We start from the raw sequence: 19,288 nt of genomic DNA, 5'->3' as shown, positions 1-19,288 counted from the left end.
ATTAGATAGGTAAATTTTACAAAAAATTGAATAATTGAATTTTAAAGTTTAAGTATCTACATTAAAGAAACATCATGAGGCTGACTTTCTGCAAATCCAGCTCTTGACATTTTAATAAATTCTGCATTTTCTTGCATTTGCGGGATTGTATGAGCTCCACAATAACTCAAGCCTGAACGAACACCACCTGCAAGTTGTTTTAGAATATCAGTAACTGTTCCCTTGTATGGAACCATAGCCTCAACTCCTTCTGCAACATAGTCATTCAGGTCATCATCAAGGGAAATTGAGCCTGTTTCTTTTGATTTTCTTCCAATAGAAGCTGCAAGTGAAGCCATTCCACGATAAACTTTGAATCGTTTTCCATTTTTAGTTAAAACTGTACCAGGAGATTCATCAGTTCCACCAAGCATACTTCCAACCATAACAGAGGAAGCACCAGCAGCTAATGCTTTTGTTGCATCACCAGATGTTCTAGTTCCACCATCAGAGATTATTGGAATCCCATGATCATTTCCAATTTTTGCACAGTCCATTACTGCAGTTAATTGTGGAACGCCTGAACCAGTAATCACTCTAGTAATACAAATTGAGCCAGAACCTACGCCAACTTTTACTGCATCAACACCAGCTTTAATCAAATCGTCAGCACCTTGAGCAGTTGCAATGTTTCCTGCAATTAATTCACAATCAGGAAATGCTTTTTTGATATTTTTAACAGTACTAATTGCATTTTCACTATGACCATGTGCAATATCAACAACTAGGACATCTGCACCTGCATCTAACAGAGATTCACTTCTCTCTAAGAAATCACCTTTAACACCAACTGCTGCTCCAACCAAAGGTCTTCCTTTCTTATCTTTTGATGCATTTGGGAAATCAGTATTATTTGTAATGTCTTTACTTGTAATCAGTCCTTTGATAATACCAGAATCATCAACTATGGGGAGTTTTTCAATTCTATGTTTATGCAAAATGTCTTTTGCTTCATCCAAAGAAACACCAGGTTTTGCAGTAACAACATCTTTTGTCATTACATCAGAAACTGTTCCATTTGAACCAGCAAAAAGTAAATCTCTTTCAGTAACAATTCCAACTAATTTTGAATTTGAATCAACAACTAACAAGCCAGAAATTTCTTTGTCATCAGCATAATCTAATGCATCTTGGATAGATTTTTCTGAGGAAATAGAATATGGATTTTCTATCATGACGCTGCCTGAACGCTTTACCTTAAGCACTTCATTTGCCTGCTCTTGAATAGTCAAAAATCTATGAATAATTCCTATTCCACCTACACGAGCCATGGCTACAGCCATGGAGGATTCTGTTACAGTATCCATATTTGCACTCACAAAAGGAATGTTAATTGTAATATTTCGAGATAGTTTTGTGCTCAGATCGGTCTGACTTCTACTTGTAATATCTGAATATTTGGGTACAAGAAGAACGTCATCAAAAGTTAATCCTTCTTTGAATTCCAATGAAACCTTGTTAAGAAAGTTGAATATTGATTATAAGCCTTTGTGTTATTTTTTCAGATTTGATGCAATTGTTACTACATCTTTTGTAGCCTTTACGTTATGAGTACGTATAATGTCTGCACCATTAATGACGGATATTGCTTCAGCAGCAATAGAGCCAAACAAGCGATCAGATGAATCTTTATTCAAAACTTCTCCAAGAAAAGATTTGTTTGAAGCTGAGATCAAAATTGGATATTTTCCCTTTATAGAATTCAAGTTTTGAATTATAGTTAGATCTCTTTTTACCCAATCAGATTTAATTTTCGTAAAAAATGGACCTTTGCCTGTTTTTCTAAAAAATCCAATAGAAGGATCTAAGACAATTTTTTCTGAAGATATATGAGACTTTTTTGCAATTTTCAAACTTTCTTTGAGTAATTTTTTTGTTATCGACACAGTATTGCCAGTTACAGTTTTTGAGTCAAAAGCACATAAAATTACTGATGGGGAAAAATCTGAAATCACATCTTTCATTTTTTCATCATATTTTAAACCAGAAATATCATTAATAATTTCAACACCACTCTCTAAAGCATCTCTAGCAGGTTTTGCCCTACATGTATCAACAGATATCGGAATATTTGATACATTTTGGATAATTTTTACTGCCTCTAGAATTCTTTTTGATTCAGTTTCTTCAGATATCATGGTAGATAGATATGGTGCAGTAGACATTCCACCCACATCAATAAAATCAGCACCATCATTTTCCATCTCTTTGACAGAGTTTTTTATCTGAGTTTTAGTAATGTGGATAGATTTTTTGTAAAATGATTCAGGACTAGTATTCAAAATACCCATTATTCGAACTGGATTTTTGCCTCCAACACCTACATTTGCAATTCTAGTCACATGGTTTATCAAAAACTAATGCAATTTGAGTCATATGATGATTTCAGGTTGGAAAACAAAGTATTCAGAGATTTTAAAGGAATTCAATTATGATGAAAAAAAAGACAAGGAATCAGCCATAATATTAGATAGAATTTTAAAAAAATCAAAAACGGATGGAAAAATTCGTAATCTAATTAAAGGAAAAACAGTATTTGTCATTGGTTCTGGCCCATCATTATCAGGTGCAATTCCAAAATTAAAAAAATTAAAAAAAGAAATCAAAATTGCTGCAGACAGTTCACTAAAGCCGTTATTAGAAAATGGAATTATTCCAGATATCGTTGTAACAGATTTAGATGGGGATGAAAATTCATTAAAAAAAATTGCAAAAAAATCAATCTTTGTAGTTCATGCACATGGAGACAATGTTGAGAAATTAGATTTGGTAAAAAAATTCAAAAACTGTATTGGAACTACACAAACAAAACCATTTAAAAAAATACAGAATTTTGGAGGATTTACAGATGGAGATAGATGTGTTTTTCTAGCAAATTATTTTGAAGCAAAAAAGATTATTCTATTTGGAATGGACTTTGGAAACAGAATAGGAAGATTTTCAAACACAAAAAAATCTGAAAGAAAAACAAAATTGATGAAATTAAAAAAAGGAAAATCATTATTAGAATGGCTAGCTTGCAATACAAAATCAGAATTATTTACTACTTCAATGAAGATCAAGGGATTTGAAAAGATACCATACAAAAGCCTGGATATTATAATTATCTAGAATGCATTTAATACCCATTCCTCATTTATCAAATTATGAAATTCTCAGAGGAACAAATGAAGGGAATTGTTACTTTGAAGGAAAGTTTGATAGAACAAGTTGACAAACATCATGAAGCCATAGAGACTCTAGAAAAAAATATTACAATTTTAGATCTGTTCTTAAAAGAATCAAGTTTTACCAAAGCATCACAATTAACATCCACAGAAAAAGTAGAGCCACAAAAAATCAAAGAATCAGTCAAAGAGATACAAAACTCAATTCCAATTACACAGGGAAAAGATGGCAAAGTAATTGCTAATGCGTTTGTTACGCCTGAACAAGTCTCAATTGTATTACATGACAATGTAGAGATTAATGCTGACACTCCTCCATTCAAATCATTTTTCCTAGATAGAATAATTGGAGAGATGAAGAAAAAAGATTCAGCAGATGTAGAGAATGGAAAAATCCAAAGAGAATCAATAATTGATTATATAATTAACAAAAATGGTTCAGACATTAGGGAGATTATTATTAAAAATTACAGGCAAAAAGAAAGAGTAAACGAACTAATCAATACAGCAGGATGGTCATTATCAAGAATGCTAGAGAATATCAACAAGTGATCACATGGATAAGATTGTAGTTTTAGATTTTGGTTCGCAGTATAGTCATTTGATTTGTAGAAGAATCAGAGAATTTTCAGTATATGCAGAACTAGTTCCTTTTGATATTAGTTATGAGGAATTACAAAAACATAATCCAAAAGGAATAATTTTTTCTGGAGGACCATCTAGTGTTTATAGTTCAGATGCACCAGTTCCAGAAAGTAAAATTTTTGATATGAATCTACCATTACTTGGAATCTGTTATGGTCATCAATTAATTGTAAACAAGTATGGAGGTAAAGTAAAAAGAGCAAACAAAGAATATGGTTCATCACTACTTACAATTGACAATGATAAAGATTTACTAAATGGGGTTGGTGAATCAGTAAGAGCATGGATGAGTCATGGTGATGAGGCAGAAGAGATTCCTCCTGGTTTTCAAGTTATAGGTCATACAGAAAGTGCAAAAGCAGCAGCAATTGCATCTGATGAAAAATCAGTTTATGGAATTCAATTTCATCCAGAAGTTGTTCACACAGAACAAGGAACAGAAATTCTCAAAAATTTTGTTTTGAAAGTGTGTGGGGCAAAACAAGACTGGACTATGGAGGGTTTTATTGATTCTGCAGTTGAAAAAATCTCAAAGATTGAAGGAAACGTACTTTGCGGAGTCAGTGGAGGAATAGATTCTACTGTTGCAGCACTATTAATTCACAAAGCCATAGGAGACAGGCTCAAATGTGTCTTTGTCAATAACGGATTACTAAGACTAAATGAAGAAAAAGAGATTGAGGCGATGTTCAAAGATAATTTCAATATGAATTTTACATCAATAAATGCAGTAAATAGTTTTCTTGACAAGCTCAAAGGAGTGGAGGATCCTGAGAAGAAGAGAATGATTGTTGGTGAAGAGTTTGTTACTGTGTTTACACAGTTCGCTGAAAAAAATGGTCCATTCAAATGGTTGGCACAAGGAACTCTTTATCCAGATGTAATTGAAAGTGGGATTTCAAAAGGACCAGCTGATGTAATAAAATCACATCATAATGTAGGGGGATTACCTGATTGGCTTAATTTAGAAATTTTAGAACCACTAAGAGAATTATACAAAGACGAAGTAAGAATGATTGCAAAAATTCTCAAAGTTCCAGAAAAACTTTTCATGAGACATCCATTCCCAGGGCCAGGATTAGCTGTAAGAATCATAGGAGAAGTTACACCAACAAAACTCCAAATTGCTAAAGTTGCAAGTAAAATTGTAGAAGATGAGTTAATAGAAGCTGGTATGTATAGCAAAGTTTGGCAAGCTTATGCTGCAGTAGGAGACGATAGAGCAGTAGGTGTTGTGGGAGATGAAAGAAAATATGGAAACATTGTAATGATCAGAGTTGTTGATTCAATTGACGCAATGACTGCAGACTGGACAAGATTACCACATGGATTATTAGAAAAGATGAGTAATAGAATAACAAATGAAATTGAAGATGTTACTTGGGTGACATATACTATTTCAAGCAAACCGCCTGCAACAATTGAGCCTCAATAGGTGAAAAAAATTTGGAATACGACAAAATTTGTGATGAAATTTTAGAATGTGATAAAAAAATCAGATATGTAGGAGTGTACGACTATGGAGAACTGCACGATAAAATGCGTTCAGGTACAGAAAGTTTTTTGTCAAGAGAAGAAACGGAATTATCTTTATCTCAAGCAGTTTATCGTTGGTCTACACGTAAAAAAACATCAGATAAGATTGGAAAACCAATATTTGCACTTGCAAAATATGAAAAAATTTACAGGGTAACAATTCCAATAGGCGGTGCAGGATTAATTTTGATTAGCACTGAATTAGATGCAAATGTAAATAATATAGTAGACAAGATTTTAGAAATCAAAAATAAATACTCGTAACAATTTGTGATGAATATGGATTTTCACGTTTTTGACACATATGTCAAAGCAAAAGATGGTCACACAATGCATTTTGATGTGGTGACAGATAACAATAATGTAGAAAAGGCAATTTCTTATGCTAAAGAATGGTTATCTACAATTGGAGAAGAAAATTCCAAAGTAACAACTGAAGAATGTAAATTTTGTCACACACAATCTGTTCCAGAAGACATTGAAATTGAAATAATGACTAATGGTTATTTTATTTCAAAGATGGAAGGATGTCCTGAATAATTAATTTAACAAAGCGGCACCATAAACACCTGCAGAATCTCCTAACTCATTTTTCAAAATAGGAGTATCAACCAAATCTGAAAAAACTTTTTCGTAAACTGATTTTTTTCCTTCAGTGTACAAGAAATCAATATTTGACAATCCACCTCCAAGAACAATTACATCAGGATCCAAGATATCAATCACATTTGCAAGACCAAATCCAAAATTTTCTAAGAATTCATCTTTCCATGTTTTTCCAATATCACTATCAAGATTTGAAAGAATTTCAGGCATAGATTTTGACTCTCCTGAGAGTAATTTCCATTTTTGCTCTAATGCAGGACCACTGATGTATGTCTCTACGCATCCAGTTTTGCCACAATAACAAGAATTCCCATTTTGATGTAATGTATGGTGTCCCCACTCTCCAGCAATATTGGTTCGTCCTGAATGCAGCTTTCCATCAACAATAATTCCTCCACCAACACCAGTTCCCATTATTACACCAAAAACAAAGTCAAAATTTTTTGCAGCACCCATTTTAGATTCTGCCATAGCAAAACAATTTGCATCATTTTCCATAGAGATTTCTTTGTGTAGTCTTTCTTCAAGATCTTCTTTTAGTGGTTTTCCAATTAGACATTGAGTGTTACTGTTTTTTATCAATCCGGTTTTTTTAGAAATTGCACCAGGAGTACATACTCCCAAAGAAAAATCTGAAACATTACTTGAAATTTCTGAAACTAAATTTGAAATGGCATCAACTATTTTAGAATAATTTTCTTTTGGGGTAGAAATTCTTTTTCGCTCTAAGACATTTAATGAATCATCTAACAGAATTGCTTCAATTTTTGTTCCACCTAAATCAATACCTAATTTGTACAACAATAACGTATGAAAATTAGAATGCTTAAGTTTTAATCAATTATCCCATAGGAGGCATACCGCCGCCACCTGGACCACCAGATACTGCAATTACATCATCGATTCTAAGAATCATACATGCAGCTTCTGTTGCAGATTTGATAATCTGTTCTTTAACAGCAACTGGTTCTACAACATCAATAGCAAGCATATCTGCAATCTTTGTGTTTTTAGCATCAATACCAGTCCACTTTCGACCTTGGTTTTGTTTTGCTCTCAAGTTTGCCATTGTGTCAATTGGATCCATTCCTGCATTTTCAGCAATTGTTAATGGAATTACCTCTAATGCTTCAGCATATTTTTTAATTGCAAGTTGTTCTCGTCCATCGAAATTATCAGCCCAATCTTTGAGCAGTGATGCAGCATATGATTCAGGAGCACCTCCGCCTGCAACAATTTCAGGCTTTTCAATCACATCTTTTACTACCATAAGTGAATCATGAATAGAACGGTCAACTTCATCGATTACTCTTTGAGAGCCACCACGAATCAACATGGTAACTGATTGTGGATGTTTACATCCTTCAACAAATACCCATTTATCAGATTCAACTTTCTTTTGGTGAACCAAACTAGCAGAACCTAGATCTTTTTCAGAAAGATCATCAATATTACTAATTACACGACCACCAGTTGCTTTTGCTAGTTTAATCATATCACTTTCTTTTACACGGCGTACTGCCATGATTCCATTTTTAGCAAGATAGTGTTGTGCAATGTCATCAATTCCTTTTTGACAAATTAGCACATTTGCTCCAACATCATGTAATTTGTCAACCATTGTTTTGAGCATTCTGTTCTCTTCTTCTAAGAACATCTGCATTTGAGTTGGATCTGAAATTCTAATCTCTGAACTCATTTCAGTTTTTTCAATTTCAAGTGCTGAATTAAGTAAAGCGATATGAGCATCATCTATTTTTGTAGGCATTCCACTGTGAACAATTTCTTTATCTAAAACAATTCCTTTAACAATTTGAGTATCTTGAATGGAACCACCTGATTTCTTTTCGACTTTGATGTTTTCAAGGTCTACAGAATATTCCTCACCTTTCTTTGTAACTATGCTAAGAATTGCATCAACAACAATTTTTGATAATGTGTCACTGTCTTCTGAAATTAATTTTGATTGCATACTTGTTGTAGCAATTTTAATGAGTGATTCTCTATCATCAGGTTTAATTTTCTTTGATAATTCAGAATAGATTTCAAGGGTTTTTTCTGCAGCAGCCTGATAACCATCAATAATTACAGAAGAGTGAACGTCTTTTTTGAGAAGTTCTTCTGCTTTAGCTAAAAGTGTACCTCCAAAAACTACAGAAGAAGTTGTACCATCTCCAACTTCATTATCAACTGTTTTGGAAATTTCAACCATCATTTTTGCTGCTGGATGTTGTACATCAATCTCTTTGAGAATTGTTGCACCATCATTTGTAATAGTAACATCACCTAAGGAATCAACTAACATTTTATCTAGACCACGAGGTCCAAGGCTACTTTTTACTAATTCTGCAACTAATTTTGCTGCTGCAATATTGTTTTGTTGAGCGTCTCTACCTTTTTGTTGTAATGCACTCTCTTTGAGTACTAAAACAGGTCCATTTGGTCCTTGTTGAATTGATGCCATTTAGATTCAGCTTCAATCCCCTGAATCCCCCTTTTTAACATTACTTAGTTGATCGGTGGGATGTAACTTCGTTTTTTCACATCAACTATACCACCTGAAAGAATTCTAACAGATGGCAAGGCCAAGAATGGTAAGAATAAAGGAATCAGATGAGGTCGAGAAAATTTACAACCAGAATCAACAATAGAGTTATTGATTTTTTCAAAATTAGATGAAACTTTTTCAAAGGAATCTGTTGAAACAATTCCTGCAAATTGCAATGGTAATGAAGCAAGAATCTTACCAGATTTCACTACAACCAAACCGCCTTGATTTTTGATTAGATGGTTAGAAGCTATAGCCATATCAGAATCATCAGATCCAATAACGATCATGTCATTTTCATGAAAACTCCAAGTTGATGCAAACGCACCAATATCAGCACCAAAATTTTCAAGAAAACCTATAGAGTGTTTTTTCGTTCCATGAGTTCTATCAAAAGCTGCAACTTTCCAAATATCAGAATCTATAGATGCAGAAACAAGATTATTTTTTGATTGAAGTTGAGCTGAACCTATCTTTGTGATAATTTCAGTTTGCATAAAAATAGTGTTTGCTGTAACATCTTTCTTTTTGGATTTTATTTCAAAGTCATTTTTTGAGAATTTTTTTAATTTTACAGTATTTTTTGCCCAAGGAGAAATTGATTTTTTCTTGATGGGAAAGACAATTTTTCCATCAGATACTGCAAGTTTTCCTCCAACAAAGACAGTTTTTGGTTTGAAGAATTTCAAATCATCAAAAATCAAGATATCAGCTAATTTACCAGGAGCAATTCCACCAAGATCTTTTCCCATGTTATAGTAATCAAAATTATTTTTTGATGCCATAGTCACTGCATCAATTGGTTCTAAACCAAGTTTGATTGATTCACGAATACAATGATCAATATGACCAAATTTGGAAATATCTTGTGGATCAAGGCCATCAGAGCAAAACATCAATCGGTCAAGATAGGTTCCATGTGACAAAACTCTGGGAATTATCTCTTTCAAGTCACGTCTAATAGAACCCTCTCTAATCATTATCCACATGCCAAGACGTAATCTCTCCAATACTTGATCAAAATTAATTGGTTCATGACATGAAAGAACTCCAGAAGAAACATACGCATTGAGTTTCTTGTCACTTGCACCAGCAGTATGGCCATTGATAATACAATCGCACTCTAACATTGCTGAAAGAGATTTCATTGTTTTTGGTTCGCGAAGAGTGACTTTTGTCCAAGAGAATACTTCACCTAATCCAAGAACATGAGGATGTTTTACTGCTGATTTTTCTTGAGCCAGAGTTAGAGTATTACTATTGCTAAACTTTGCATCAACAGGTAATCCACCAGGTACAACTTGAAAGATTCTCACAGGAAGATCTTCACCTAATTTTAGAAATTCCTGAAATCCTTTGTATCCCCCTACACTAACAACATCAATAGGATCAGAGAAAAGAGAAGTTACGCCACAAAGTAGTGCTTGTTTTGCAAATTCTGAAGGAAGAACAAATTGATCAATATGAAGATGTGGATCTGCAAAACCGGGACTGACATACTTGTTTTTGACATCAATGATTTTGGTTTTAGAACCTATTGCATATGTAGCATCTGGACCAACATATGCAATTCTATCACCAGTTATTGCAATCTGTGATTTTGGAATAATTTCTCTTGTGTAAACAGATAGTAAATTACAATTTTTTAAAATCAGATCTGCTTTCTTATCACCCATAGCCACTGAATTTAGTACAGAGATCGAATTTGCTAGGCTCGAAGTCACAATTTTGGATTAGATTTTGCGCCTATTATAGATTCAATGCTTAAATTACGGTTGAGAAGGTTTTGTTGATATGAACATACCAAAGGTGATCCGAAAGTATTGTGCAAAATGTAAGACACATACTGAACAAAAGGTCTCCATTTACAAGGCTGGAAAGAGACGTGGTTCTGCAAGAGGCGAACGTAGACACGCTGAACGTAAACATGGGTATGGTGGACAAAAGTTCCCAAAATTAGCAAAACCAGCCAAAGTTACAAAGAAAGTTACTCCAATTATGACATGTACTGTGTGTAAAAAGAAATACAACAAACTAGGTGTTAGAATTAAGAAATTTGAGTTGGTGGCAGCATGAAGAAAGATCACGTTGAAATTCCAAAACCATCAAGTAAATTTCAAAAAGTTAACTGTAATGAATGCGGAGAACTACAGATTGTTTATTCACATGCATCAACACAAGTTGCTTGTAACTCATGTGGAAACGCAATAGCAGAAGCAACAGGTTCTAAAGCAAAAATTAATGGCAAAGTCTCAGGCAGTGCTGAGTAAATCATAGTCTTGTTTAGTATTTAGATTAAGTGCAATTCTTTTATCATCAAGTATTACATAATTTTCTTCTAAATTTTCAAGTGAATTGATTTTTTGAGAGTCAACTAATGAAATTCCTGTAAAATGACATTTTTGATTATTATGTATTATAGAATATTCTGAACGAGTTCCAATAGAATTCAATAACGTGTCAGTAACAAGTATACTTGTCCAAGTTTTTTCAGAGTCATGTTGATTAACAATTGTTTTAATAATTTCTACATCCAATAATGGAATATCACCAGAGGTAACAAAAACTAAATCATTAAATTTCTGTAACACCGAATTTAGATCTTCAACATAACCTAATCCAGAAGTATCAAAAGTTTCAACATTATTTTCTTCAAGCAATTTTTTTGTTTTAGGGGAATTTGGACTGGTTATGGCAATAATTTTAGAAAAACAATTTGAATTTTTTAATGAATCAATTACATGTAAAATAATTGGTTTTTTGTATTGTAAGAGTAATTTTTCATTATCTAAATTCATACGAGTGCCTTTACCACCGGCCATAACAATGCCAATCATATAGATACAAACACCATCAAAGAAGCTAATCTTGTAAGTTCATTTGTAGCACCAATTACATCTCCAGTAATTCCACCAAAACTACGAGTAGACATACCAAGTAGAAACAAAGTCAAGGCAACAGTAACACCAAGCATTATCAATCCAGTAGTCTCACCAATTATGGCTACAGGAATTAGCATAATAATGAAAGCTGCTGCCAATTTTCTCTTGTCCTTCATTAGATGTACAAAAGGTGAATTTGAGCCTGATGCAGCCGAATTTCCTAAACTTGCCAAAAGCACCATCGAGAATTTGGCTAAAATTTCACTAATTAAAATTGCCTTAAACAAATCAAAGCCGCTAGTAAGGGATATTGTAATGATTAATCCAATAAGATACAAAACAAGCCCTACAATTCCAGCTGAGCCAGTGGAAAGATCTTTCATTGCTTTAATTTTTTTTTCTTTTGTTCCCTTTACCATAAGTCCATCTGCAAAATCAGCCAATCCATCAGCATGATGTATACCAGTAACAATTGCAATTGATGCAACAACTAACAGACTAACAAGTAACGGATCTAAAAAGAAAGATAAACCAAATCCAAATGAACCAACCAAAAGTCCAATTGCAATTCCAACAATTGGAAAGACATACATGTATTTTGCAATATTTTCCAAAGTTGCACTTGATGATGGGAATATTGTCAAGAAAGAAAAGACAGAACCTATTTCTTTAAGCATGAATCCACCATCCAAGTAATGTTAGAACAGTAATGATTGGAATAGTTACAATTCCAAAAAATAGAATTGAAGTTAATTTCATAATAGATAAGGCAGAGTGAACATGTTCTTTTGTAAGAATCGTTTCTCCATTTCCTAATTTGTAGTGATTTACTTTTTCAAATTTTGTACCAAGTGCTCCTGCTAATGCAGCCATAGGATATCCTGCATTGGGACTTTCAGTTTTTTTACCATCACGAACCATAATCTTGTAAGATTCTTTCCAATTATTTTGTAAAATAGCAGCTGAAATGATCATTATCAATCCAGTAAGTCTTGAAGGAATGTAATTTAATACAGTATCACAACTAGCAGCAAACCATCCTAAATTTTTGAATAAATCAGTTTTGTATCCTATCATAGAATCAGCAGTATTGATTATTCTATACACAAATGCTCCAGGCAATCCAAAAATTGCATAATAAAACAAAGGTCCCGTTATTCCATCCACAGTATTTTCACTCACACTTTCAAGCACGCCTGAGATTACATGATTTTTGTCTAAATCAGAGGTATTTCGTTTAACAATCATAGAGAGATTTGCTCTTGCAGAATCCAAATTATCCATCTCAAGTGATTCTACTACGGCCATAGCATAACGCTCCATGCCCTTTATTGCAATTGTAGTTTTTAGTAGTAAAGCGCCAATCACAACTGAAACTACCAATGTAATCAAATCAGTTGAAAGTAATGAAATTCCAAAGTCCAAGATCAATAGCAATGTAACAATAATTCCAACGGGGATTGTAACTACAAATATTCCACCAACTCTTTCAAGTTTTTGATTTTGGTTTTGTCCAAGTGGAGTTAATTTTGCAATCAAGCCTCCAATCCAAGCTGTTGGATGGTATCGATTTTTTGGATCCCCAAATACAAGATCAAGAATCAAAGCAAATCCCACAATTATCAAAGATTCAAAGATCATTTTATCATCCTCTCAATTGTCTTTATGTCTAAGTTATTTTTTACAATTTTTGCCAGTTTATCCAATTCTTTATCAATTTTTGAAATATTATTTTTTGTCCATGCTATTTGTTTTGCTTTAACATTAAGTGAATCTTCTTCAGGAAGATTGATTTTTGTCATGGGGATAGTTCCAAGAACAGGAATTTTGGTAAGTTGTTTCATCTTTCTAAAGCCAGGTTTTAGCACATCAATATCCCCTCGGAATTTATTTAATACGAATCCCTTTACTAATTTTTTATATTTATTTTCAATTAAAGCCATAGTTCCTATCAAACTTGCAAAGGATCCACCTTTGTCAATATCTGAAACCAAGAGTACAGATGCATTTGCTTTTTGAGCAATTTGCATATTTGCAATATCATATTTTTGTAAATTAATTTCAGCTGGGGAACCTGCACCTTCTAAAATTACTAGATCATAATTTTTTTTGAGTTTTAACAATGAAGTAGTAGCTGCTTTGAGTCCCATGGATTTTACAAATTTTGTATAGTAATCTTTTGCATGCATTTTCTTGTAATATTTCCCATTAAGGTAAACTGCACTATAGTAATTTCCCAGAGGTTTGAGCATGATTGGATTCAAAGCCGGCTCAATTGGACATTTAGCAGCAATAGCTTGTATTGCTTGAGCACGAGAAATCTCAAAATCAGGCGTGGAATAACCAAAATTAGACATGTTTTGTGATTTGAATGGAGCCACAAGGTATCCTTTTTTCTCAAAAATTCTACACAATGCTGCAACCAACGTTGATTTTCCGGCACCAGAAGAAGTACCTTGAATCATCAAAGATTTCATGCTATAGCCTCCATTGCATTTACAAGTTTTAGATTATCTCTATGAGACTTTACTGCAATTCGAATATAATGATTGTTTAATCCACGGAAATTTTTACAATCACGAATCAAAATTTTATGTTTTAATAATTTTTTTTGTATTATTGTTGAATCGTGTTTTGTTTTAATCAAAATAAAATTTGTTGAAGAGTCATGACATTCAAAACCAGGAATTTGCCCAATTTTCTTTTTTAGGAAATTTGATTCTTTTTTGATAATTGATTTTGATTTTGTAAGATGGGATTTATTTTTAATTGCTATAATTCCTGCTTGTTGAGCTAGTGCATTAACACTCCAAGGAATTTTTATATTTTTCAAAATCTCAATAATCTTTTTTGAGCCTACACCATATCCGATTCTAATTCCTGCCAACCCATATGATTTTGTTAGAGATCTTAAAACAAATAGATTGTCATATTTTTTTACTAAATTTATTACAGACTGGTTTGATTCTGGTACTAATTCAATAAAGCACTCATCAACAAAAATAAAACTAGATTTATTTTTTGCTGCAGAAATTATTTTCATTATTTGTTTTTTGGACAAAATCGTTCCAGTGGGATTATTAGGATTACATACAAAAACACATCCATTAGTTGGAATTTTGGAGATGAATGAATCAATATTTTCAGAAAGATTCATTGTTTTGAAAAAAGTAAATTTACAATTAGCTAATTTTGATGCAGATTCATATTCACTAAAAGTTGGAGTTGGGATTAAAACACGTTTTTGTGACAAAAAGGCAGTACAGAAATTATATAGAATTTCAATTGCGCCATTTCCAACGACAATGTGAGAATCAGATAAGCCAGTATACTTTTTGAGGCTAGAGACTAAATTGAGTGAATCAGTATCAGGATAATGCTCCATTTCATCTAGTCTTTTCTTCATAGCAGATTTTACTGAGGAGGGCATTCCTGCAGGACTAGTGTTGGAGCTAAAATCTAAGACATCTACCTGTCTATTTCCCCCAGAAAATTTACCTCCATGAGATACGGGGTTGTGGTTTGCAATGCTTGTTTTTGTCCTTATTTTCACATTACAAAGTAGGAATGGGCGATATAGTATCTTTTGGTAATTTGAACAACGATTATTAATTGAAACCGATCAAAAGATAATTCATGGAGAAGAAAAGAGTTGCAATTATAGGTGTAACAGGTTCTGTAGGACAAGAATTCGTACAGTCTTTAAACAATCACCCATGGTTTGAGGTAACTCAGATTGCAGCTTCAGAACGCTCTGCAGGTAAAAAATATCTTGATGCCATTAGAAATGAAGGCGGAATTATCATGTGGGATGTAGGCGGGGAGATCCCAGAATATATCAAAGAAATGACTGTTAAAAGAATCGATGAGCTTGACACATCACAATTAGATCTAGTATTTTCAGCAGTTGAATCCCAAGCTGCAAGAGACATTGAAACTAAGATGGCAGCTGAATTACCAGTTGTTTCAACTAGTTCTGCATATAGATACGAAGAAGATGTTCCAATTCTTATTCCAGGAGTAAATGATGAACAAGCTGAATTACTTGATATCCAAAAGAAGAACCGTAACTGGAAGGGATTTGTAGCACCATTACCAAACTGTACAACTACAGGTTTAGCAATTACACTAAAACCATTACTTGAAAAATATGGTGCAAAAAAAGTTATGATGACTTCAATGCAAGCAATTTCAGGAGGCGGAAAGTCGGGTGTTTCAGCAATGGGAATTACAGATAATATCTTGCCTTACATTCCAAAAGAAGAAGGCAAAGTTAGGCTAGAAACAAGAAAAATTCTTGGAAAACTTGTAGATGGTAAAATTGTAGATGCAGACATTAAAGTTAGTTGTACATGTACTAGAGTTCCAGTAATTGATGGGCATACAGAATCAGTCTTTGTAGAAACTACTGAAGATATTGATCCTGTAAAAGCCAAAGAACTCTACAATGGTTACAACAAAGACATCTCAGTTCAAGGATTACCTTCAGCTCCAAAAGATTACTATGCATTCCATGATGATCCAACAAGACCTCAACCAAGAATGGAAAGAGAAGTGGGTGGTGGAATGACTACAACAATTGGCAGAGTTGAAAAAGAAGAATTGTTTGATAAGGGACTCAAATACATGTTATTTTCACATAACAAGAAAATGGGTTCAGCAAAAGGTGCAGTGCTCTTAGCTGAAATGTTATACAAAAAAGGTAAGATCTAGATTTTTTTTGCAATTTTTTCAATAATAACTTTATAAGAACCAGAAATCTAGAACGACTCAGGTGTTTTAGACGGCAAAAGTAGACGATCTAGATCTTCAGATTTTATCAGAATTATCAAATGATGCATCAATTTCAGTTCCACGTTTATCAAAAAAAATCAATGTAAATTCATCAGTAGTATATTCAAGAATTAAGAGATTAGTAAAAAGAAAGTTAATTGAACGATTTACGATTGTTGTAAATGATGCAGAGTTAGGATACAATGTTAAGGCTTTAACAGGAATCAACATGGATACAAAAAAGCGCGATCATATTATTTCAGAATTATTCAAAATTGATGGAGTAAGAGATGTAGCAGAAGTTACAGGTAGATTTGATATTCTTGTTACAATGTATTCAAAATCATTAGATCAGATGCACAAAATGGTCTCAGAGAAAATTGGAAGAATTGAAGGTATACAGTCTTCAGAGTCATTTATTGAGATGAAATCACGTGCCAAAGCAATGCCATATATGCCATCAAAGGATAGTGACTAGTATTGCAAAAACAAAAGACAGAATCCAGAGTTGCAGTATACTACGAGTTAACAAAACCAAAGATATGGTATTTGTTGGTATTCACTGCATTTGGGGCAGCATTAACAGCATCTAATATCTATGGAATTGAAATTGCGCCATCTACATGGGCACTTATGTTATTTTCAGTAGCTGCAGGTTCTGCTGCAGCCAATACTTTGACAAATTATCATGATAGAGATATCGATGCCATAATGGAGAGAACAAAAGGAAGACCACTCCCATCAAAAAGAATCTATCCAGCAGTTAAAGCACGTAATTTTGGATTGGTTTTAGCTGGAATTTCATTAGTTCTAGCATTTGGAATTTCATTTACAACTACATTAGAACAAGGAGCATGGGCAACTGCATTCATAGCATTTGGATTACTAAACAATGTTCTAGTATACTCTTATGCATTAAAACGAAATTCAAGGACTAACATAATTTTAGGAGGGTTATGTGGTGGTTCCCCACCAATGATTGGATGGGTTGCAGTTACAATGTCAGATTTATGGACTATGGGACTTGCAATGGCAGGATTAGTGTTTATCTGGATTCCAATGCACATTTGGGCACTAACATTACATTTCAAAGATGATTACAATAAAGTAAATGTTCCAATGTTAACTGCAGTTCAATCAGAGAAAACATCTGCAAGAGCAATTGCAGGTTCAACAGTAGTTATGGTATTATTTTCAATTGCACCATTTTTCATAACAACTCAAAGTGGAGAAGAAATGGTGGGCGGAGTTTATCTATGGACTGCAATTGCATCAGGAGCTTTGATGGTTGCATTATCAATATGGGTAATAGCAAAGCCTATGGAAAAAGCATCATGGACTTTGTTTAAATTTTCCAGTCCGTATTTGGCAGTATTGTTTATTGCATTAATGGTAGATTCTGCATTATAGCATACTACTTTTTTCATCTAAACTGTTTAGTTCTTTTGTAATTGTAGTATGTTTTTCAACTAATTCTTCAAGATCTTTTTTCAAATCAGATGAATCCCATTGTGATGAAATCAAAGATGATAGTTTTGCAACAATACTCCATTGAACATTGTTTTGTTCATCAATTAATTCTAAGAATCGTTTTCCTTTTTCATCATCATTCATAATTTTAGTGTGAGAAATCAGTGATAAAAATCTGTAGGAGGTAATAGTATAATTTCAAAGTTTTATTAAGAAATCATTAACATTTTATCATATGCAATGCAGTATTTCTGAATGTAGATCAAAAGCAATTCAAACAGTAAAAATCAGTTTTAGAGAAACAAGAAATCTCTGTAAAGAGCACTTGGAATTATTCAAAAACAAGGATAAGGATCATGTTCCAAATTTTACCAAAGCCTCAAAATTCAAATGAATCAAGTACTTTCAGATTTTGAAATTATTGAAAGATTTAACATCTACTATTTTCAAACTATCATATGGCTGTTAAGAAAAAAACTGTAACAAAAAAGAAACCAGTGAAAAAAACAACATCCAAATCAAAAACTACAAAATCTAAGACAACTAAGGCCAAAACAACAGCAAAAGCTTCCACAAAAAAGCCAGAATTTGAAAAGGCTTGGAGAGAATACAATTCTGCATTAAATGGATGGAAAGAGTCCTTAGCACAGTGGCAAAAGGCCACAAATGAAACTTTGATGACATATCATGATGCATGTCAGAAAGCAGTAGAATCAGATGCAGAATTATTGAAAAAAGTTAGTTCAAGTTGGGAAAATACTTGGGAAGAAATCGGTCCGGAATACATCAAACAACAAACAAAGATGATTGAGAATATTTTCAAAGAAACCAATATTGAATCAATTAAGAAATTCAATGAACAATGGGAAAAATTCCTAAAGACATCAGGAGATGATTCAATTATGGCATATCAAGAAGCAATAAAGAAATTCAACCAAGCCTGGCAATCAGGACAAATGTAGTTTTTTAAAACAATTATTTTTTCATTTTTCCAATACGAAAAACTTTACAGCTACAAGTTGAACATGTACCTTTTATTGCAGGTCGTCCATTTTTCATTATTGTTTCCTCAGGATTTTTGATTTTTCTTTTAGTTTTACATTTAACACAGTAAGCCTCCACAGAGAAAGAATCAGGAGTTTCATTAGTGTGAGGTTTTAGTTTTTTCTCAATATCATCTAATTTTTTGTTTTGTTTTTGTAATGTTTGGATAATTTCGTGTTCAATATCTGCAGCTTCTAATTTTTCAATTTCTTTTTCTAATTCATTAACTTTTGAAATCTGTTCTTGAGTAGGTTCATCAGATGAAGGATGTAATTTTGAAATTAATTCATCTTCTAATTCATCAATTTGGTCTTTTAGATCATCAAATTCAGAATGTTGTTCGAGAAGGACATCTTCTTCAGGTTCAGTTTGAATTTTAGGGATGGGTCTGTTGGATAATTTAGTTTCTAATTCATCAATTTGTTTTTGAAGTTCATCTAATTGTTCGAATTGTTCAGGAGTAGCTTCTTCCTCTTCAGGTTCAGGAATCAATTCTGTTGCATGTTCTATTTCTTCAAAAACATCTTCTGTTGATTCTTTTGGTAATGAACCTCTAGGACTTGGAAGAGCTGGTTCAG

General features: G+C 33.1%; 24 protein-coding genes and 1 pseudogene. 13 read left to right on the top strand and 12 right to left on the bottom strand.

The features are described 5' to 3' along the window. Positions 1-56 precede the first annotated feature (56 nt). Both guaB and folP read right to left on the bottom strand, forming a co-directional pair. Positions 57-1,487, bottom strand: a complete 1,431-nt coding sequence (gene guaB / locus ACX12B_RS06160; RefSeq protein ID WP_459353163.1) for an IMP dehydrogenase — start codon at positions 1,485-1,487, stop codon at positions 57-59. A 45-nt stretch (positions 1,488-1,532) separates the two neighbouring features. Continuing rightward, entirely contained in the window at positions 1,533-2,381 is an 849-nt protein-coding gene (folP, locus tag ACX12B_RS06155) for a dihydropteroate synthase (RefSeq protein WP_459353162.1), read from the bottom strand. Between the two features lie 34 nt (positions 2,382-2,415). Here folP and ACX12B_RS06150 point away from each other — a divergent pair, with 34 nt between their 5' ends. From ACX12B_RS06150 to ACX12B_RS06130, 5 genes are read left to right on the top strand one after another with little or no spacing between them, the layout of a single operon-like run. Further along, entirely contained in the window at positions 2,416-3,150 is a 735-nt protein-coding gene (locus ACX12B_RS06150; protein WP_459353161.1) for a 6-hydroxymethylpterin diphosphokinase MptE-like protein, read from the top strand. Positions 3,151-3,185: 35 nt separating this feature from the next. Further along, positions 3,186-3,758, top strand: a complete 573-nt coding sequence (locus tag ACX12B_RS06145) for a hypothetical protein (protein WP_459353160.1) — start codon at positions 3,186-3,188, stop codon at positions 3,756-3,758. Between the two features lie 4 nt (positions 3,759-3,762). Beyond that, a complete protein-coding gene (guaA, locus tag ACX12B_RS06140; protein WP_459353159.1) occupies positions 3,763-5,286 on the top strand; it encodes a glutamine-hydrolyzing GMP synthase in 1,524 nt (507 codons plus the stop codon). A gap of 11 nt (positions 5,287-5,297) precedes the next feature. Beyond that, the gene (locus ACX12B_RS06135) at positions 5,298-5,651 is read left to right on the top strand and encodes a hypothetical protein (protein WP_459353158.1); all 354 of its coding nucleotides are present in this window, start codon (positions 5,298-5,300) and stop codon (positions 5,649-5,651) included. A 15-nt stretch (positions 5,652-5,666) separates the two neighbouring features. Further along, positions 5,667-5,927 (top strand): DUF2024 family protein, encoded by a 261-nt coding sequence (locus ACX12B_RS06130; protein ID WP_048071400.1) that lies wholly within the window; start codon positions 5,667-5,669, stop codon positions 5,925-5,927. Here the strand turns inward: ACX12B_RS06130 and ACX12B_RS06125 are convergent, their stop codons facing one another. The 3 genes from ACX12B_RS06125 to ACX12B_RS06115 are packed head-to-tail and all read right to left on the bottom strand — an operon-like array spanning position 5,928 to position 10,217. After that, a complete protein-coding gene (locus ACX12B_RS06125; protein WP_459353157.1) occupies positions 5,928-6,797 on the bottom strand; it encodes an ROK family protein in 870 nt (289 codons plus the stop codon). A 37-nt stretch (positions 6,798-6,834) separates the two neighbouring features. Beyond that, positions 6,835-8,457, bottom strand: a complete 1,623-nt coding sequence (gene thsB / locus ACX12B_RS06120) for a thermosome subunit beta (RefSeq protein ID WP_459353156.1) — start codon at positions 8,455-8,457, stop codon at positions 6,835-6,837. A 44-nt stretch (positions 8,458-8,501) separates the two neighbouring features. Then, positions 8,502-10,217 (bottom strand): adenine deaminase, encoded by a 1,716-nt coding sequence (locus tag ACX12B_RS06115; RefSeq protein ID WP_459353214.1) that lies wholly within the window; start codon positions 10,215-10,217, stop codon positions 8,502-8,504. 118 nt (positions 10,218-10,335) lie between these two features. On the opposite strand from ACX12B_RS06115, the gene ACX12B_RS06110 reads away from it, so the two are divergent. Further along, complete coding sequence (locus ACX12B_RS06110; protein ID WP_012215962.1) at positions 10,336-10,617, top strand: 50S ribosomal protein L44e; 282 nt, start codon at positions 10,336-10,338, stop codon at positions 10,615-10,617. Further along, complete coding sequence (locus ACX12B_RS06105) at positions 10,614-10,811, top strand: 30S ribosomal protein S27e (protein WP_012215963.1); 198 nt, start codon at positions 10,614-10,616, stop codon at positions 10,809-10,811. The genes ACX12B_RS06110 and ACX12B_RS06105 overlap by 4 nt, the downstream gene beginning before the upstream one ends. Here the strand turns inward: ACX12B_RS06105 and ACX12B_RS06100 are convergent. From ACX12B_RS06100 to cobD, 5 genes are read right to left on the bottom strand one after another with little or no spacing between them, the layout of a single operon-like run. Beyond that, positions 10,794-11,378: an NTP transferase domain-containing protein gene (locus tag ACX12B_RS06100; RefSeq protein ID WP_459353155.1), complete on the bottom strand. Its 585-nt coding sequence runs from the start codon at positions 11,376-11,378 to the stop codon at positions 10,794-10,796. The genes ACX12B_RS06105 and ACX12B_RS06100 overlap by 18 nt on opposite strands. Then, complete coding sequence (gene cobS, locus ACX12B_RS06095) at positions 11,375-12,100, bottom strand: adenosylcobinamide-GDP ribazoletransferase (RefSeq protein WP_459353154.1); 726 nt, start codon at positions 12,098-12,100, stop codon at positions 11,375-11,377. The genes ACX12B_RS06100 and cobS overlap by 4 nt, the downstream gene beginning before the upstream one ends. Continuing rightward, positions 12,093-13,064 carry a cobalamin biosynthesis protein gene (locus tag ACX12B_RS06090; protein WP_459353153.1) on the bottom strand — a complete coding sequence of 324 codons (972 nt, stop codon included), beginning with the start codon at positions 13,062-13,064 and terminating at the stop codon, positions 12,093-12,095. The genes cobS and ACX12B_RS06090 overlap by 8 nt, the downstream gene beginning before the upstream one ends. Then, the gene (locus ACX12B_RS06085) at positions 13,061-13,900 is read right to left on the bottom strand and encodes a cobyric acid synthase (protein ID WP_459353152.1); all 840 of its coding nucleotides are present in this window, start codon (positions 13,898-13,900) and stop codon (positions 13,061-13,063) included. The genes ACX12B_RS06090 and ACX12B_RS06085 overlap by 4 nt, the downstream gene beginning before the upstream one ends. After that, positions 13,897-14,976 carry a threonine-phosphate decarboxylase CobD gene (cobD, locus tag ACX12B_RS06080; protein ID WP_459353151.1) on the bottom strand — a complete coding sequence of 360 codons (1,080 nt, stop codon included), beginning with the start codon at positions 14,974-14,976 and terminating at the stop codon, positions 13,897-13,899. Before cobD ends, ACX12B_RS06085 begins: the two co-directional genes overlap by 4 nt. 83 nt (positions 14,977-15,059) lie before the next feature. Between cobD and asd the strand changes: the two genes are divergently transcribed. The 4 genes and pseudogenes from asd to cyoE all read left to right on the top strand — a co-directional run bounded on the left by asd (position 15,060) and on the right by cyoE (position 17,606). Continuing rightward, complete coding sequence (gene asd, locus ACX12B_RS06075) at positions 15,060-16,136, top strand: aspartate-semialdehyde dehydrogenase (RefSeq protein WP_459353150.1); 1,077 nt, start codon at positions 15,060-15,062, stop codon at positions 16,134-16,136. 100 nt (positions 16,137-16,236) lie between these two features. Continuing rightward, a pseudogene (locus ACX12B_RS06070) lies at positions 16,237-16,299 on the top strand (Lrp/AsnC family transcriptional regulator); the annotation flags it as partial. A gap of 126 nt (positions 16,300-16,425) precedes the next feature. Then, the gene (locus tag ACX12B_RS06065; RefSeq protein WP_459353149.1) at positions 16,426-16,674 is read left to right on the top strand and encodes an Lrp/AsnC ligand binding domain-containing protein; all 249 of its coding nucleotides are present in this window, start codon (positions 16,426-16,428) and stop codon (positions 16,672-16,674) included. A gap of 2 nt (positions 16,675-16,676) precedes the next feature. Further along, entirely contained in the window at positions 16,677-17,606 is a 930-nt protein-coding gene (gene cyoE, locus ACX12B_RS06060; RefSeq protein ID WP_459353148.1) for a heme o synthase, read from the top strand. On the opposite strand, the gene ACX12B_RS06055 is transcribed toward cyoE, so the two are convergent. Next, positions 17,601-17,810, bottom strand: coding sequence for a hypothetical protein (locus ACX12B_RS06055; RefSeq protein WP_459353147.1), 210 nt, complete (start codon positions 17,808-17,810; stop codon positions 17,601-17,603). The genes cyoE and ACX12B_RS06055 overlap by 6 nt on opposite strands. A gap of 91 nt (positions 17,811-17,901) precedes the next feature. Between ACX12B_RS06055 and ACX12B_RS06050 the strand changes: the two genes are divergently transcribed. Then, positions 17,902-18,060 (top strand): hypothetical protein, encoded by a 159-nt coding sequence (locus ACX12B_RS06050; RefSeq protein ID WP_459353146.1) that lies wholly within the window; start codon positions 17,902-17,904, stop codon positions 18,058-18,060. Between the two features lie 64 nt (positions 18,061-18,124). After that, positions 18,125-18,628, top strand: a complete 504-nt coding sequence (locus ACX12B_RS06045) for a hypothetical protein (RefSeq protein ID WP_459353145.1) — start codon at positions 18,125-18,127, stop codon at positions 18,626-18,628. 13 nt (positions 18,629-18,641) lie between these two features. Here the strand turns inward: ACX12B_RS06045 and ACX12B_RS06040 are convergent, their stop codons facing one another. Further along, on the bottom strand, positions 18,642-18,788 hold the full coding sequence (locus tag ACX12B_RS06040; RefSeq protein WP_459353213.1) for a DUF5679 domain-containing protein: 147 nt from the start codon (positions 18,786-18,788) through the stop codon (positions 18,642-18,644). Positions 18,789-19,288 lie beyond the last annotated feature (500 nt).

Source organism: Nitrosopumilus sp. S6 (assembly GCF_054515815.1).
The sequence above is the reverse complement of the archived record's forward strand: the minus strand, read 5'-3'. Positions and strand labels throughout refer to the sequence as shown.